This window comes from Cellulomonas fulva, assembly GCF_018531375.1.
In the GTDB taxonomy this organism is placed as follows: Bacteria; Actinomycetota; Actinomycetes; order Actinomycetales; family Cellulomonadaceae; genus Cellulomonas; species Cellulomonas fulva.
The window spans coordinates 983,584-998,558 of record NZ_JAHBOH010000001.1 but is presented as its reverse complement, the minus strand read 5'-3'; the positions used below and the strand labels follow the sequence as shown (position 1 = coordinate 998,558).

At 72.0% G+C, this 14,975-nt stretch carries 14 protein-coding genes; 7 read left to right on the top strand and 7 right to left on the bottom strand.

The window, feature by feature from the left end:
* Window positions 1-93: 93 nt before the first annotated feature.
* On the bottom strand, window positions 94-843 hold the full coding sequence (locus KIN34_RS04375; protein ID WP_214347192.1) for a septum formation family protein: 750 nt from the start codon (window positions 841-843) through the stop codon (window positions 94-96).
* Between the two features lie 245 nt (window positions 844-1,088).
* On the opposite strand from KIN34_RS04375, the gene pyrE reads away from it, so the two are divergent.
* On the top strand, window positions 1,089-1,628 hold the full coding sequence (pyrE, locus tag KIN34_RS04370; protein WP_307858087.1) for an orotate phosphoribosyltransferase: 540 nt from the start codon (window positions 1,089-1,091) through the stop codon (window positions 1,626-1,628).
* 153 nt (window positions 1,629-1,781) lie between these two features.
* On the opposite strand, the gene dnaB is transcribed toward pyrE, so the two are convergent.
* On the bottom strand, window positions 1,782-3,164 hold the full coding sequence (dnaB, locus tag KIN34_RS04365) for a replicative DNA helicase (RefSeq protein WP_372449550.1): 1,383 nt from the start codon (window positions 3,162-3,164) through the stop codon (window positions 1,782-1,784).
* A 275-nt stretch (window positions 3,165-3,439) separates the two neighbouring features.
* Between dnaB and KIN34_RS04360 the strand changes: the two genes are divergently transcribed.
* Window positions 3,440-4,813: an MATE family efflux transporter gene (locus KIN34_RS04360; protein ID WP_214347189.1), complete on the top strand. Its 1,374-nt coding sequence runs from the start codon at window positions 3,440-3,442 to the stop codon at window positions 4,811-4,813.
* 381 nt (window positions 4,814-5,194) lie between these two features.
* On the opposite strand, the gene rplI is transcribed toward KIN34_RS04360, so the two are convergent.
* The 5 genes from rplI to KIN34_RS04335 all read right to left on the bottom strand — a co-directional run bounded on the left by rplI (window position 5,195) and on the right by KIN34_RS04335 (window position 9,597).
* Complete coding sequence (rplI, locus tag KIN34_RS04355; RefSeq protein ID WP_214347186.1) at window positions 5,195-5,644, bottom strand: 50S ribosomal protein L9; 450 nt, start codon at window positions 5,642-5,644, stop codon at window positions 5,195-5,197.
* A gap of 15 nt (window positions 5,645-5,659) precedes the next feature.
* The gene (gene rpsR, locus KIN34_RS04350) at window positions 5,660-5,896 is read right to left on the bottom strand and encodes a 30S ribosomal protein S18 (protein WP_013885186.1); all 237 of its coding nucleotides are present in this window, start codon (window positions 5,894-5,896) and stop codon (window positions 5,660-5,662) included.
* Between the two features lie 73 nt (window positions 5,897-5,969).
* Window positions 5,970-6,500: a single-stranded DNA-binding protein gene (locus KIN34_RS04345; protein WP_214347184.1), complete on the bottom strand. Its 531-nt coding sequence runs from the start codon at window positions 6,498-6,500 to the stop codon at window positions 5,970-5,972.
* 88 nt (window positions 6,501-6,588) lie between these two features.
* Window positions 6,589-6,882, bottom strand: coding sequence for a 30S ribosomal protein S6 (gene rpsF, locus KIN34_RS04340; protein ID WP_214347181.1), 294 nt, complete (start codon window positions 6,880-6,882; stop codon window positions 6,589-6,591).
* 243 nt (window positions 6,883-7,125) lie between these two features.
* A complete protein-coding gene (locus KIN34_RS04335) occupies window positions 7,126-9,597 on the bottom strand; it encodes a transglycosylase domain-containing protein (RefSeq protein WP_214347177.1) in 2,472 nt (823 codons plus the stop codon).
* 442 nt (window positions 9,598-10,039) lie between these two features.
* Here KIN34_RS04335 and KIN34_RS04330 point away from each other — a divergent pair, with 442 nt between their 5' ends.
* The 5 genes from KIN34_RS04330 (at window position 10,040) to KIN34_RS04310 (ending at window position 14,972) form a co-directional block, all read left to right on the top strand.
* Window positions 10,040-10,690 carry a PadR family transcriptional regulator gene (locus KIN34_RS04330; protein WP_214351778.1) on the top strand — a complete coding sequence of 217 codons (651 nt, stop codon included), beginning with the start codon at window positions 10,040-10,042 and terminating at the stop codon, window positions 10,688-10,690.
* Window positions 10,687-11,778, top strand: a complete 1,092-nt coding sequence (locus KIN34_RS04325; protein ID WP_214347174.1) for an inositol-3-phosphate synthase — start codon at window positions 10,687-10,689, stop codon at window positions 11,776-11,778. The genes KIN34_RS04330 and KIN34_RS04325 overlap by 4 nt, the downstream gene beginning before the upstream one ends.
* Window positions 11,779-11,979: 201 nt before the next feature.
* Complete coding sequence (locus KIN34_RS04320) at window positions 11,980-12,948, top strand: type IV toxin-antitoxin system AbiEi family antitoxin domain-containing protein (RefSeq protein ID WP_214347171.1); 969 nt, start codon at window positions 11,980-11,982, stop codon at window positions 12,946-12,948.
* 156 nt (window positions 12,949-13,104) lie between these two features.
* Entirely contained in the window at window positions 13,105-14,445 is a 1,341-nt protein-coding gene (locus tag KIN34_RS04315) for an MFS transporter (protein WP_237689037.1), read from the top strand.
* 83 nt (window positions 14,446-14,528) lie between these two features.
* Window positions 14,529-14,972 (top strand): hypothetical protein, encoded by a 444-nt coding sequence (locus tag KIN34_RS04310; protein ID WP_214347167.1) that lies wholly within the window; start codon window positions 14,529-14,531, stop codon window positions 14,970-14,972.
* The last annotated feature ends 3 nt before the right edge of the window (window positions 14,973-14,975 follow it).

Genomic DNA, 14,975 nt, shown 5'->3' with positions numbered 1-14,975 from the left:
GGCCATCGCGGTCCGCCCGCCCGTTCGTGCGCCCGAGGGGCATACGCCGACGACGAGCGCAGGGCCACCATGAGCTGGTGGCTGCGCACCCTGCTATCGCGCGGCGCCCCGGAGCGTTCCCGTGACGGCGTCGACGTCGGTCACGACGCAGGCGATCTCGCGGTCTCCCGTGAGCCAGCCGACCTGCTGGGGATAGACGTAGAAGAGCTCCAGCCGCGACTCGTCGTACGGCACGCCCACGAACGCCTCGAACTCGGACGCGCAGTACGCGTCGCCCTGCTGCTGCACCTGGTCGAGGCCGGGGTAGGGGCCCGCAGGGAGGTCCTTCGCCGCGTAGACCTCGCCGTCGTGCGGCTCCGCGCACGGGACCGACGGCATCGCGGGCGCGACGCCCTCGTCGACGTCAGCCCCGGCGTCGCCGTCCAGCTGGACGCAGTCCCCCACCGCGTACGACGACCCCGGACCGTCGCCCGCCAGTCCGACGACGAACATGACGACGGCGACCACGATCCAGAGCGGCGCGATGACGAGCGCCGCGATCGCGAGGCCACGGCCCCGCGCCCGGCCGCCGCGGGTCCGCGAGATGCCCATGATCCCGAAGACGATGGCGAGGAGCGTCCCGCCGACCAGGCTCAGCGCGAAGCCCGCGATGGCGAAGCCGTCGTAGGGCGGGCGGTAGGGGTAGCCGACCGGACCGTGACCCGGCACCGGTGGCTGCCCGTAGGGCTGCATCGGCGACGCCGTCGGGTAGCCCGTCGCGGTGGGTGCGGGGTATCCCTGCGCGTAGGGCGCCGCGCCCGGCGGCGGAGGTGCCGCGGCGTAGGAGGGCTGGGGCGCCGGCATCGCCTGGACCGGAGGAGCCGGGTGGGACGGGCCGGCTGTCGCGTCGAGACGCGCCCACGGGTCGCCGGGCGTCGTCGGAGTGGGGTGGTCGGTCGACACGGGTGGGCGCTCCTCCAGGGCATGGGCGCGACGCGGCGCTCGCGCGGATCTCCGCAAAGGATCGGCACCGCCGGCCGGGAGATCGAGGCGCAGGCGAGCGCATCACCCGTCCGCGCCACGCGGCGGGCCCCTGGCTGCGAGGATCGGTGCGTGGACCACGGCGCTCTCTCGCTCAGAGGATCGACTCGCTGTGCCGGCTCGAAGGCGAGTTCGTCCTGCGGTCGGGGACCGTCGCTTCCGAGTACTTCGACAAGTACCTGTTCGAGTCCGACCCGCACACCTTGCGCGCCGTGGCCGAGCGGATGGTCCCGCTGCTGCCTCCTGACACCGACGTCCTGGGTGGCCTCGAGCTCGGCGGAGTCCCGATCGCGACCATTCTCAGCTCGCTGACGTCGCTGCCCGTCGCGTTCGTGCGCAAGGAGGCGAAGACGTACGGGACCTGCCGCCTCGCCGAAGGACGGGACGTCACCGGCGCTCGCGTCACCCTCGTGGAGGACGTCATCACCACTGGCGGAGCGGTGCGGGCTGCGGCTGTCGCGCTCCGAGCCCAGTCGGCGGTCGTGTCGACCGTCCTCTGCGCGATCGATCGCAGTCCCGCCGGTCACCACCCGCTCGCCGACGCCGGTGTCGAGATCCGATCGGTGCTCGTCCGCGCCGATCTCGACCGGGCGAGGGCACGCGCGTAGCCTCGCCGGTCTCCTCGGGCCGGGGCGCGCCGCGGACGCCGTCAGTGAAGTCGAGCCGAAGTCCTTGCAGCGGTCCCTGCAGGCGTAGGTACCGGGGCCTCAGACCTAGTTGCATCTCGACATCTGCCCATCGGTACGTCTGTTCCGCCTGGATTACGCCTGCATGTCCACGAAGCGCGAGAAGTGCCCCTGGAACGCGACGGTGATGGTGTCGGTCGGACCGTTTCGGTGCTTCGCGACGATCAGGTCGGCCTCGCCCGCGCGCGGCGACTCCTTCTCGTAGGCGTCCTCACGGTGCAGGAGCACGACCATGTCGGCGTCCTGCTCGATGCTCCCGGACTCGCGGAGGTCGCTCATCTGGGGCTTCTTGTCCGTGCGCTGCTCCGGACCACGGTTCAGCTGCGAGATCGCGATGACCGGGACCTCGAGCTCCTTGGCGAGGAGCTTCAGGGCACGGGAGAACTCCGAGACCTCCTGCTGGCGGGACTCGACGCGCTTGCCCGACGTCATGAGCTGCAGGTAGTCGATCACGACGAGCTTGAGGTCGTGCCGCTGCTTGAGCCGCCGGCACTTGGCGCGGATCTCCATGAGCGACATGTTGGGCGAGTCGTCGATGAACAGCGGCGCGCCGGAGATCTTGCCCATCGTCTGCGCGATCTTCGCCCAGTCGTCCTCGCCCATCTGGCCGGTGCGGAGCTTCTGGAGGTGGACCCGCGCCTCGGCGGACAGCAGACGCATCGTGATCTCGTTCCGGCTCATCTCGAGCGAGAACACCACCGACGCCATGTTGTGTTTGATCGACGCCGAGCGAACAATGTCAATTCCCAGGGTCGATTTGCCAATTGCGGGCCTCGCCGCGAGCACAATCATTTGCCCGGGATGCAAACCGTTCGTCAGGCGGTCCAGGTCCGAGAACCCGGTGGGCACGCCGATCATGCCCTCGCCGCGGTGGCCGGCGGCCTCGATCTCGTCGACCGTGCCGCCGATGATCTCGCCCAGCGGCAGGTAGTCCTCCGACGACCGTCGCTCGGTCACCGCGTAGACCTCCGCCTGCGCGGTGTTCACGAGCTCGTCGACGTCACCGCCGTCGGTCCCGTAGCCCAGCTGGACGATGCGTGTGCCCGCCTCGACGAGCTTGCGCAGGATCGCCCGCTCGCGCACGATCCGCGCGTAGAAGCCGGCGTTGGCAGCGGTCGGCACCGAGGCGATCAGGGTGTGCAGGTACGGCGCACCGCCGATCCGGCCGATCTCGCCACGCTTGGTGAGCTCGTCCGCCACGGTGATGGCGTCCGCCGGCTCACCACGCCCGTAGAGGTCGAGGATCGAGTCGTAGATGACCTCGTGCGCCGGACGGTAGAAGTCCGTGCCGCGGATCTGCTCGATGACGTCGGCGATCGCGTCCTTGGAGATCATCATGCCGCCGAGCACGGAACGCTCCGCCTCGAGGTCCTGCGGCGGCGTGCGGTCGAACTCGCGGCGCTGGCCTCCCGGACCGGCCTCGGGCGGTGCCCCGTACTCGAGCTCGTCGATCGTCACGTACGTACCCACCCCAGCTAGACGAAAGTCTTCGAACTCGTGTTCTACAGCACGCCACCGACACGCTCGCACGGGCGGTCCCCCGGGCTGTGCTCCCGCGCGAGGTTAGGACGGCTAGCAGGGCCCGGTCGAATCCCGCAACGGCCCTGTGGAAACACTCCGTGAATCCTGTGGACCGCGCTGGGGACGCCTGTGCATCCCGATGTGCACAGGCCGTGGACAGAACTGTGGATACCGTGGGTGAAGCCCGCGACTCGCCGCTGTGACCGGCACGGATGCAGTTCAACGGGTGTGGACCGCGCGAAGGAGCAGGAACCATCTCATCCACTGGACAGCCGCCGACGATCGACCGGCAGATCCTCGCGCTCGCCGTCCCTGCGCTGGGCGCGCTGGTCGCCGAGCCGCTCTTCGTCCTGGTCGACTCCGCAGTCGTCGGGCACCTCGGCACCGCCTCGCTCGCGGGTCTCGCGCTCGCCTCGAGCGTGCTGCTCACGGTCGTCGGCCTGTGCGTCTTCCTCGCGTACGCGACCACCGCGTCCGTCGCCCGCCGCCTCGGCGCCGGCGACGCCCCGGGGGCGATGCAGACGGGTGTCGACGGCATGTGGCTGGCCGCCGGCCTGGGTCTCGTGCTGGCCGTCGCGCTGTGGTGGGCCGCGCCCTGGGTGGTGGGCGCGCTGGGTGCCGACGACGAGATCGCGCAGCAGGCCGTCACCTACCTGCGCTGGTCCGCGCCGGGACTGGTCGGGATGCTGCTGGTGCTGGCCGCGACCGGTGCCCTGCGCGGGCTCCAGGACACCCGGACCCCGCTGGGCGTCGCGGTGACCGGCGCCGTCGTCAACTCGGTGCTCAACGTCGCCCTGGTCTACGGGCTGCACCTCGGCATCGCGGGGTCGGGCGCCGGGACCGCCATCACCCAGCTCGGCATGGCCGCCGCGCTGGTCACCGTCGTCGTGCGTGGCGCGCGGGCGGCCGGCGCCTCGCTGCGGCCTGCCCGCGCCGGCATCGGCGCGAGCGCACGGCACGGTGCACCGCTGCTCGCCCGCACGGCGACGCTGCGCGCCGCGATCCTCCTCACCACCTGGGTCGCGACCGGCCTGGGCGCCGTCACCCTCGCCGGGCACCAGGTCGTCAGCTCCGTCTGGGGGCTCGCGGCGTTCGCGCTGGATGCCCTCGCGATCGCCGCGCAGGCCCTGGTGGGGCACGCTCTCGGCGCCGACGACGTCCCGCGGACCCGCGCCGTGCTCCGGCGCACGCTGCAGTGGGGCGTGGGCGCCGGCGTCGTCCTCGGGCTCGTCCTCGGCGGCGCGGCCGCGCTCTACGCGCCGTTGTTCACGTCCGACGACGAGGTCGCCCGAGCCATCGTCGTCGGCATGCTGGTCGCGGGGCTGTGCATGCCGGTCGCCGGCTGGGTCTTCGTGCTCGACGGCGTCCTCATCGGAGCCGGCGACGGTCGTTTCCTCGCGTGGGCCGGCCTGGTGACGCTCGTCGTCTACGTGCCCGTCGCCCTCGCGGTCCGCGCCTGGGCACCGCCCGGCGCCGCGGGCCTGGCCTGGCTCACCCTCGGCTTCAGCGGGGTGTTCATGCTCGCCCGCGCGCTCACCACCGGCTACCGCGCCCGCGGCACGTCCTGGATGGTCACAGGCGCCTGACCCACCGCCCCTCCCCACCCCCCGAACCCCGCGAGCGCGGACGCCGGCCGCCGACTGCGGACGCTCATCGTCCGCGTTCGACACAGGCCGTCCGCGCTCGGCGATGGGGTTGGACGACCGTGTCCGCGAGGGCCGGCAGGGCACGAGGGCGGCGCGCGCCCGGCCTTCGAGTGCGGACGGTGACCGGCGAGCGCGGACGATCAACGTGCGCACTCGGTGCTGACCGTCCGCGCTCGGCGCTCGGGCGAGGGGTTGGGTGAGGGGTTGGGTGACACGTCCGGGGTCGTCGGGGGTACCGGCGGGAGCGGAGCGGACAGGGGGCGGGCACGCGGAAGGCCCCGCTCCCGGGACGGGGGCGGGGCCTTCCGGACGAGCGTCAGCTCAGGCTGCGACGACCTTGACGGTCACCGTGGCCGCGACCTCCGGGTGGAGGCGGACGGACACCGTGTACTCGCCCAGGGCCTTGATCGGCTGAGCGATCTCGACCTTGCGCTTGTCGATCGCCGGGGCGCCCGACGCCTTGACCGCGTCAGCGATCTCCGCGGTCGTGACGGCACCGAACAGACGACCGGCGTCGCCGGCCTTGGCCGACACGACGACCGGCTTGGACTGCAGCGAGTCGCGCACCGCCTTCGCGTCGTCCAGCGTCGCGATCTCGCGCGCCTTGCGGGCGCGACGGATCGCCGTGATGTCCTTCTCGGCACCCTTGGTCCACGGGGCCGCCAGGCTGCGCGGGATGAGGTAGTTGCGGGCGTACCCGTCCTTGACCTCGACCACGTCGCCGGGGGCGCCGAGGCCGGTGACCTCGTGCGTGAGGATGATCTTCGCCATCGTGAGGCCTCCTTCTCAGCGAGCCGACGACGAGTACGGCAGAAGAGCCATCTCGCGGGCGTTCTTGACGGCGCGCGCGATCGCGCGCTGCTCCTGCACGGACACCCCGGTCACCCGGCGAGCGCGGATCTTCCCGCGGTCGGAGATGAACTTGCGCAGCAGCGCGGTGTCCTTGTAGTCGACAACCTCGATCTTGGCTGCCTTCAGGGGGTTCTGCTTCTTCTTGGGCTTACGAACAACGGCCTTGGCCATCGCGGTGCTCCTGTCTGTGGAGCCCCGGGCGTTGCCATGCCCGGGGATGTCGTTGTCTGGGGTTCCCGACCGATCAGAACGGGGGCTCGTCGGAGTAGCCACCGCCGCCACCGCCCGCGGGCGTGGCCCACGGGTCGTCGCCGCCGGAGCTCGAGGAGCCGCCACCGGAGTAGCCGCCCCCGCCACCGCCGGAGTACCCGCCACCGCCGCCGCCGCCGAAGCCGCCACCGCCACCCGAACGCTGGGTCCGGGTGACCTTGGCGGTGGCGTACCGCAGCGAGGGGCCGACCTCGTCGACCTGCAGCTCGACCACGGTGCGCTTCTCACCCTCGCGGGTCTCGTACGAGCGCTGGGTCAGGCGGCCGGTCACGATGACGCGGGTGCCCTTGGTGAGGGACTCGGCGACCGACTCGGCCGCCTCCCGCCAGATCGAGCAGCGCATGAACAGCGTGTCGCCGTCCTTCCACTCGTTGCTCTGGCGGTCGAACGTGCGCGGGGTCGACGCGACGGTGAAGTTCGCCACCGCTGCACCCGACGGGGTGAAGCGCAGCTCGGGATCCCCGGTCAGGTTCCCGATCACCGTGATGACGGTCTCACCAGCCATGCCAGCTCCTCGCTCGTTCGGTCTCGTGCTCGACGGTCTGTCGATCGATCGGACTGGTGCCCACGCTAGGCGCGGACACCGACAGAGCTCACGCCTCGCGGCGCAGCACCTTGGTGCGCAGGACGACCTCGTTGAGGCCGAGCTGGCGGTCGAGCTCCTTGGCCGTGGCCGGCTCCGCGGTGAAGTCGACGACCGCGTAGATGCCCTCGGACTTCTTCTGGATGTCGTACGCCAGGCGACGACGGCCCCAGATGTCCACCTTGTCGACGTTGCCGCCGTCGGTCTTGACGACCGACAGGTACTTGTCGAGGGACGGAGCGACGGTGCGCTCCTCGATCTCGGGGTCGAGGATGATCATGATCTCGTACTGACGCAGGCTCATACCCACCTCCTCTGGTCTCGGCGGTCACGGTCGTTCCGTGACAGGAGGGTTCTCTCATGCGTCCGCTGCACGACGAGCCGCCCGTGGGCCGCCCGCCGCTCCCGCGCCACCCGCCGATCTGCGGGGGTGAACGTGGGCACAGCAGTGTTCTAGCCTACCGGCCGTCCCGCGGCCGGAGGAAATCGGGCTCGTGCTCGAATCTGTGGACGAGCGGCCCGGGTCGGGTACCGCTCGTCCTGCCGCTCACGCGCCGTCGTCGCGCTGCGAGCCGCCGTCCTGCGAGCCGTCGTCCGGCGGGTCCTCCCCACCGGTTCCGTCGTCCGGCGGCGGCGTCGCCGTCGGCGACTTCGTCGGCTTCTTGTCCGGCGTCGGCTCCTGCGTGGGCTCGGGGCCCGACGAGACGATCAGCGTGACCGACGAGCCGGCGGGCACCTCGGTGCCGGCGCGCGGGTCTGCCGCGATCACCCGGCCCACGCTGACCTCGGGGTCGGACTGCTTGACGATGACCGGTTCGAGCCCCACCGCCTTGAGCGCCGCGATCGCGTCCGCCTCCCGCATCCCGGCGAGCCCGGACGGCACCCGCACGCTCGTGGGCTCGGTCGCCTCGATCGTCGGCTCCTGCGTCGGCGTCGCCGTCGGGGAGGGCGCGGTCGTCGGACGCGACGTCGGCTCGTCCTCGGTCCGCTCGGGGAAGTCCCGGACCTTCGCGAACTGCTTCATGTCCAGGACCTCGTCCATGTAGGCGGCCCAGAGGTTCGCGGGGATCGACCCACCGGTGACCTCGCTGAGCGTGCCGCCGTACCCGCTCGGCCCGAACGGCGTGATGGTCTCCTGCGAGACCCCGTCCTCGCCCACCTGGCTGAGGGCGACCGCGGTCGCGATCGTCGGGGTGTACCCGACGAACCACGCCGACAGGTTGCCGGTCGACGTGCCGGTCTTGCCGGCGATCGGGACGTCGAGGGGCTTCACGTAGGGCTCACCCGAGCCGCGCTCGACGACCTGCGTCATCGCGTACGTGGCGTCCGCCATGACGTCCGCCTCGAAGACGCGGTCGGGGTCGCCGTCGGTCTCGAAGTTGACCGTGTCGTCGGGGTTGAGCACCCGGGCGACGATGTGCGCGTCGTGGTGCACCCCCTGCGCGGCGAACGTCGCGTAGGCGTCCGCCATGTCGAGCGGGTGGACCGGGTTCGCGCCCAGCACGTTCGAGGGGTACTGGTCCACCGGCGTCGTGATGCCGGCCTGGTTGGCCACCTCGGCCGTCCGCTCCGGGCCGATCTGCAGGTTGAGCTGCGCGTACACGGTGTTGACCGAGTCCGCGGTCGCGTCCACGAGGTCCAGCGAGCCGTACGACGCGCCGCCGAAGTTGGTGACCTCGTCGTCCTCGTCACCCCAGCCGTCGATCTTCATCGGTGAGTACGCGGGGAAGGTCGTGTCGAGGCTCACGCCGTCCTCGAGCGCCGCGACCAGCGTGAACGGCTTGAACGTCGACCCGGCCTGGATCCCGTTGCCGTACGTGGCCCAGTTGACCTGGTCGGTCAGGAAGTCCTTGCCCCCGTACAGCGCGACGATGCCGCCGTTGGCCGGGTCCACCGAGGCGGCCGCGACCTTGAGGTTGTCCGACTTCGGCTTCTCCCCGTCGGTGAGGTCGCCGGCCCACAGGTCGTGGACGGAGTCGACGAGCCGCTGCTGGACGGGCTTCTGGATCGTGGTGACGATCGTGTAGCCGCCGCGGTCGAGGTCCTCCTTGTCGATCCCGATCGGCTCCTGGGCGAGCTCGTCCTCCACCATCTTCAGCAGGTATCCCTGCTCGCCCTCGTACTTCGTCGAGCGCTCGTACGTGACCGTGGCGGGGAACTCGGCCTCGTCGTGCTCGGCCTGGGTGATGAACCCCTCCTCGAGCATCGACTGGATGACGATGTCCCAGCGGGCCTCCGCCTTCTCGGGGCTGACGGCCGGGTCCCAGTTGTTGGGCGAGGGGATGATGCCCGCGATCAGCGCTGCCTGCGAGACGGTCAGGTCGGCGGCGTCCACGTCGAAGTAGGCCTGCGCCGCGGCCTGGATCCCGTAGGAGTCGCGGCCGAAGTAGATCGTGTTGAGGTAGTTCCCCAGGATCTCCTTCTTGTCCTGCTCCTTGGAGACCTTGAGCGCGAGCAGCGCCTCCTTGAACTTGCCCACGTAGTCGGTCGTCGTCTGGTCCACGTAGTACCGCTCGACGTACTGCTGCGTCAGCGTCGACCCACCCTGCGTCGAGCCGCCGCGCACGTTGTTGACGAAGGCGCGCGCCATGCTCGGGACGGAGATCCCGGAGTTGTCCCAGAACGTGCGGTCCTCCGCCGCGACGACGGAGTTGCCGACGTAGTCCGGCAGGTCGGCGAAGTCGACGAGCTCGCGCTTCTGCACGGCGTAGGTCCCCATCACGGCCTTGCCGTCCGCGTAGTACACGGTCGACGTCTGAGCCCGCGTGTCGGCGCCGGGGTCGGGGAGGTCGATCGTCGCGTAGGCCGCGACGACGGCGCCGAGGCCGAGGAAGCCGACGCCGAGGACGGTGCCGAGCACGACGCGCCACGAGGGGAGCCACCGGTGCAGCCCGTGGTACCCGGTCCGCGGGTAGTCGAAGAACTTCTTCTTCTGCGGGGTCCGGGCGGATCGGGCGCGGGAGCCACGAGGCGCGCTGCGGCGCGACCGCGGGGCGGTCGCGCGGGAGGAGCCGGCCAACGTGTTGCCTTCCTGACGACGACAGGGCGCGTCGCCACCGGAGGGGGCCGGCGACGACGAGCGGCTCCGGCCTGCGTCGACGGTCCGTCGACGGGCATGGCGACCGCGCCGACCAGTATGCGCGACCTCGTCGTGCGAGGTCGGGGGAACAGCGGACCGCCCCCGGCCCTTCACACGATCGGCACCGCGCCGCCGAACGGCCGGTCACGGGCACACCGCGTGCGCACGATCCGGCACGAGCGCTGTGGCGTGGGTCTCGCACCGGTGCCCGCCGGGCGCGGGTGAACACGTGACGTCGGGCACGTGACTTGTGCACGACGAGGGTGCGCGCCTACTGTGAGCCGCGATGTATCGAGTTGATACATCGCAGGTACGTATCAGCAGCAGGTGTCGCAACCGATGATCCGTGGAGCGGGTCCAGCCTAGAGGAGGTGGGGTGAGCATGCGGGGACGTTCCGACGTGCTCGAGCCGGCCATCCTCGGTCTGCTCCACGAGTCGCCGATGCACGGGTACGAGCTGCGCAAGCGGCTCAACCTGGTCCTCGGGTCGTTCCGGGCGCTCTCGTACGGGTCGCTGTACCCGTGCCTGAAGTCGCTCGTGGCGCGCGGCTGGATCGTCGGCACCGAGTCCTCCGCCGACCCGCTCGCGGTCGGCAGCAAGAGGGCCCGGATCGTCTACCAGCTGACGGCCGACGGCAAGGAGCACCTGCAGTCGGTCCTCGCCTCGTCGGGCCCGGCGGCCTGGGAGGACGAGAACTTCGACGTGCGGTTCGCGTTCTTCGCGCAGACCGACGCGGAGACCCGCCTGCGGATCCTCGAGGGTCGGCGCACGCGCCTGACCGAGCGTCTCGAGACGATCCGGCAGTCCGTCTCTCGCACCCGCGAGCGCATGGACGAGTACACGCTCGAGCTCCAGCGGCACGGCCTCGAGCAGGCCGAGCGCGAGGTCCGTTGGCTCGACGGGCTCATCGACAACGAGCGTGGCGTCCGCCGCGCACGTCCCGCGACGTCCGGCCAGCCGGCCGGCGCCGCGTCCACCGCCGACGGCGAGCTCGCCGGTCCGGCCAGATCCACCGAGAAGGAGCGAGGATGACTTCCATCCGCGTCGCCATCGTCGGCGTCGGCAACTGCGCCGCGTCGCTCGTCCAGGGCGTCCACTACTACGCCGACGCGGACCCGAATGGGACCGTCCCCGGCCTCATGCACGTCCAGTTCGGCGACTACCACGTCAAGGACATCGAGTTCGTCGCCGCGTTCGACGTCGACGCCAAGAAGGTCGGCTTCGACCTGTCCGAGGCGATCGTCGCGTCGGAGAACAACACCATCAAGATCGCCGACGTCCCGCCGCTCGGCGTGACCGTGCAGCGCGGCCACACGCTCGACGGCCTGGGCAAGTACTACTCCCAGACCATCGAGGAGTCGGACGCCGAGCCGGTCGACATCGTCGCCACCCTGCGTGAGCAGCAGGTCGACGTCCTGATCTGCTACCTGCCCGTCGGCTCCGAGGCCGCGGCGAAGTTCTACGCGACCTGCGCGATCGAGGCCGGCGTCGCCTTCGTGAACGCGCTGCCCGTGTTCATCGCCTCCGACCCCGAGTGGGCCGCGAAGTTCGAGGCCGCCGGTGTCCCGATCGTCGGCGACGACATCAAGTCGCAGGTCGGCGCGACCATCACGCACCGCGTGCTCGCGAAGCTGTTCGAGGACCGCGGCGTCGTGCTGGACCGCACGTACCAGCTCAACGTCGGCGGCAACATGGACTTCAAGAACATGCTCGAGCGCGAGCGCCTGGAGTCCAAGAAGATCTCCAAGACGCAGGCCGTGACCTCGAACCTCGAGGGCCCGCTCGGCGGCAAGAAGGAGGACCGCAACGTCCACATCGGTCCGTCGGACTACGTGGCGTGGCTCGACGACCGCAAGTGGGCGTACGTCCGCCTCGAGGGCCGCGCGTTCGGTGAGGTCCCCCTGAACCTCGAGTACAAGCTCGAGGTCTGGGACTCCCCCAACTCGGCCGGCATCATCATCGACGCCCTGCGCGCCGCGAAGATCGCCAAGGACCGCGGCATCGGCGGCCCCATCCTGTCCGCGTCGACGTACTTCATGAAGTCGCCGCCGGTCCAGATGGAGGACACGAAGGGCCGGGCGCAGCTCGAGGCCTTCATCGCCGGCGAGAACGAGCGCTGACCCCAGCCTCCCCCGCGCGACGAGCGCCCGGACGCACCCGCGTCCGGGCGCTCGCGCTGTCTGCGCCCCGCATCCGGCATCTCACGGTGTGGGTGGAGAACCTCCCGCTGGGTGCAACCTTCTCCACCCGTTGTCTCGACGAGCGGGCTCTCTGTGGACGGCCGGCCCCGGGCCGGGGCGGTGCGCGGGCAGGGTGAGGGCGTGGACGGACGAGCGCGGGTCGAGAGCCTGCCTGCGGTGCGCCGGCTGGCGCCCGCGGCCCGCGCGCTCGTCGTGCGTCAGGACGGCGTCGTCACAGGCGCGCAGCTGGCGGAGTGGGGCTACGGACGGTCGGCGGTGTCCCGTCGGGTCGCGGCGGGCGACTGGCAACGCGCGTTCCGCGGGGTGGTCGTGCTGCAGTCGGGTCCGACGAGCTGGCGGCAACGAGCCCGCGCCGCGCTGCTCTACGCGGGACCGGGGGCGGCGCTCTCGCACGAGTCGGCCGCGTACCACCACGGCATCCTGCGCGGGCCGGGGCCGCTCATCACGCTGACGGTCCCGCACCACAGGACCGTCACGCCCCGGCCGGGCCTCGTCGTGCACCGCCGCAGGTCGATGCCGTGGACGGGCGGACGGCTGCCCAGCGTCGAGCCGGCCGAGGCAGTGCTCGGTCTGGCGGCGTCCTGCGGCCGGGTGGACGACCTCGTCGGACTGCTGTGCGACGCCGTCCGTGCGGGACTGCACCCTGACGACCTGCTGCTCCGTGCCGGCCGACGTGCGCGGATGCGCGGCCGAGCGCTGCTCGTCGAGCTGCTCGGCGAGGTGGCGGACGGCGTGGAGTCGCCGCTCGAGCACCGCTACCGGCGGGACGTCGAGCGGGCGCACGGGCTGCCGACGGGCGCCGCGCAGCGCTGGGAACGCGTCGACGGACGGTGGATCCGCGCGGACCGGGTCTACTCGGCGTGGCGGGTGCGCGTCGAGCTCGACGGCCGGCTGGCGCACCCGTTCGGCGCGACCGACGCCGACGTCTGGCGCGACAACGCCGTCCTGCTGGCGACGAGCGAGAGAACCCTGCGCTACCGCTGGCACCACGTGGCCGTCACCCCCTGCGCCACGGCGGCCCAGGTGGCGACCGCCCTCCGAGCGGGCGGCTGGCCAGGCCCCACGACCCGCTGCTCGGCCTGCCCCTGACGCTTATGGGTGGAGAAGGTCGCCCCCAGCGGGATCTTCTCCACCCACAAGGGTCAGAGCGGGCCGTCCATCCCCCAGCAGCGTGCACCTCCACCGCCGTCCGACTCGCGCTCCCAGGCGGCAGGCGGGCGGGTGCCGGTGGGAGCGGGTGGGAGGATGGCGCGCGTGCAGGTGATCGCCGACCTTCGGGCGCTGTGGCCGCTGCGGGACTTCCGCAGGCTGTTCAGCGTGCGGCTGGTGAGCCAGTGCGCGGACGGCATGTTCCAGGTCGGGCTCGCGACCCTGTTCTTCTTCTCCCCGGAGAACGCGAGCACGGCGGGCGGGGTCGCGGCGGCGTTCGCGGTGCTGCTGCTGCCGTTCACGATCGTCGGGCCGTGGGCGGGTGTGCTGCTCGACCGCTGGCGCCGGCGGCAGGTGCTGCTCGTCGGGAACCTTGTGCGCGTCGCGCTCACGCTGACGATCGCGCTGCTCATGGTGACCGCGGGCGTCGGACCGGCGGTCTACGTGCTCGCGCTCGTCGCGCTCTCGGTCAACCGCTTCCTGCTCTCGGCGCTGTCCGCGTCGCTGCCGCAGGTGGTCGGCGGCCCGCTGCTGCTGACCGCGAACTCCCTGGTCCCGACGCTCGGCACGGCCGCCGCGGGGGTGGGCGGCGCGGTCGGGTTCGTGCTCGGTTGGGTGCTGCCGGCCGGGCGCGTGCGGGACGCGTCCGCGCTCGTCCTCGCCGCCGCCACGATGGCGGCGGCGTCCGCGCTGGCGGCGCGCCTGGGCAGGGACCGGCTGGGGCCGGACGAGCGGTCCGACGCGGCCGAGCTGCGCGCCGAGCTCGGCACGCTCGCGCGCGGGCTCGTCGAGGGCGCGCGCTACCTGGTGGCGCGCGGCACGCCCGCCCGCGCGCTGGGGATGATGGCGTACACGCGGTTCCTCTACGGGGTCGTGTTCATCGCCAGCATCCTCATCTCGCGCAACCTGCTCGCGGACCCGCAGGACGCACGCGAGGGGCTCGCGACGTTCGCGACCGTGCTCGCCGCGACCGCCGTGGGCTTCGCCGCTGCCGTGGTGCTCACGCCGACGGTCAGCCCGCGCACCGGCGTGCACGGCTGGATCGTGCTGTGCCTGAGCCTCGGCGCCGTCAGCCAGGCGGTCCTGGCCGTGACGTACGAGCGCGGGCCGCTGCTGGCCGCCGCCGCGGTGCTGGGCCTCGCGGCGCAGGGCACCAAGATCGCGGTCGACACCATCGTCCAGCGGGACACGGCCGACGCGTACCGGGGCCGCGCGTTCGCGCTGTACGACGTGCTCTACAACGCGGCGTTCGTGGGCGCGGCCGCGCTGGCGGCCACCGCGCTGCCGGACACCGGCTGGTCGCGCGGCGTCTTCGCGGTGCTCACCGCGGGCTACGTCGTGGGCGCGGTGACGTACGGGGCGGCGGCCCGACGACACCCCGAGGCGACCCCGGTGCCCGGGCCGGCTCCCGCCACGGCTCCTCCGTCGGCGTCCTGACCTGCGGTTTCATCGACAGAAGCGACACGCGTCACCGCGGACGACGGGCCCGGATGGGCCGGTTCCTCCGCTAACGTGCCGTCGTGCGCACCCGATCCCGCATCGTCCGGCTCGTCCCCCTGGTCGCGGTCGCACTCGTCCCCCTGACCGGTTGCGGCGGCGGCGGCGAGCCGGGGTCCGCCGCGCTCGTCGTGACGTACACCGGCGCGGACGGCGAGCAGCGGGTGGAGGTCGCGTCCGCCGCGACGCTGTGCGACGACGGCGAGCCCCGCCTGCTGTCCTCCGACGAGCCCACCGCGTCCGAGCGCCGGATCGCCGTCCTGGTCGACGGCGCGGGCGCGGCGACGTTCCGCGTGCGGCTGGGCGACGAGCTCGAGTTCCTCTCGACGCAGAGCGCGCCCGCCACCGAGACGGGCGTGACGGTCGAGGAGCTCGAGGGCGTCGTGGTCCAGGCCGGCACGTCCGGGCTCCAGACGCAGATGAGCGACGCGGCGCACGTCACCGGAAGCGTGACCTGCCCGGGCTGACCG

What these genes read in the sequence shown, in the direction of transcription:
- KIN34_RS04360 (WP_214347189.1), top strand. Translation starts at nt 3,440, where the DNA reads ATGCAGTTCAACGGGTGTGGACCGCGCGAAGGAGCAGGAACCATCTCA.
- rpsF (WP_214347181.1), bottom strand. Translation starts at nt 6,882, where the DNA reads ATGAGCCTGCGTCAGTACGAGATCATGATCATCCTCGACCCCGAGATC.
- KIN34_RS04375 (WP_214347192.1), bottom strand. Translation starts at nt 843, where the DNA reads ATGCCGGCGCCCCAGCCCTCCTACGCCGCGGCACCTCCGCCGCCGGGC.
- KIN34_RS04330 (WP_214351778.1), top strand. Translation starts at nt 10,040, where the DNA reads ATGCGGGGACGTTCCGACGTGCTCGAGCCGGCCATCCTCGGTCTGCTC.
- KIN34_RS04345 (WP_214347184.1), bottom strand. Translation starts at nt 6,500, where the DNA reads ATGGCTGGTGAGACCGTCATCACGGTGATCGGGAACCTGACCGGGGAT.
- KIN34_RS04315 (WP_237689037.1), top strand. Translation starts at nt 13,105, where the DNA reads ATGGCGCGCGTGCAGGTGATCGCCGACCTTCGGGCGCTGTGGCCGCTG.
- KIN34_RS04325 (WP_214347174.1), top strand. Translation starts at nt 10,687, where the DNA reads ATGACTTCCATCCGCGTCGCCATCGTCGGCGTCGGCAACTGCGCCGCG.
- rpsR (WP_013885186.1), bottom strand. Translation starts at nt 5,896, where the DNA reads ATGGCCAAGGCCGTTGTTCGTAAGCCCAAGAAGAAGCAGAACCCCCTG.
- rplI (WP_214347186.1), bottom strand. Translation starts at nt 5,644, where the DNA reads ATGGCGAAGATCATCCTCACGCACGAGGTCACCGGCCTCGGCGCCCCC.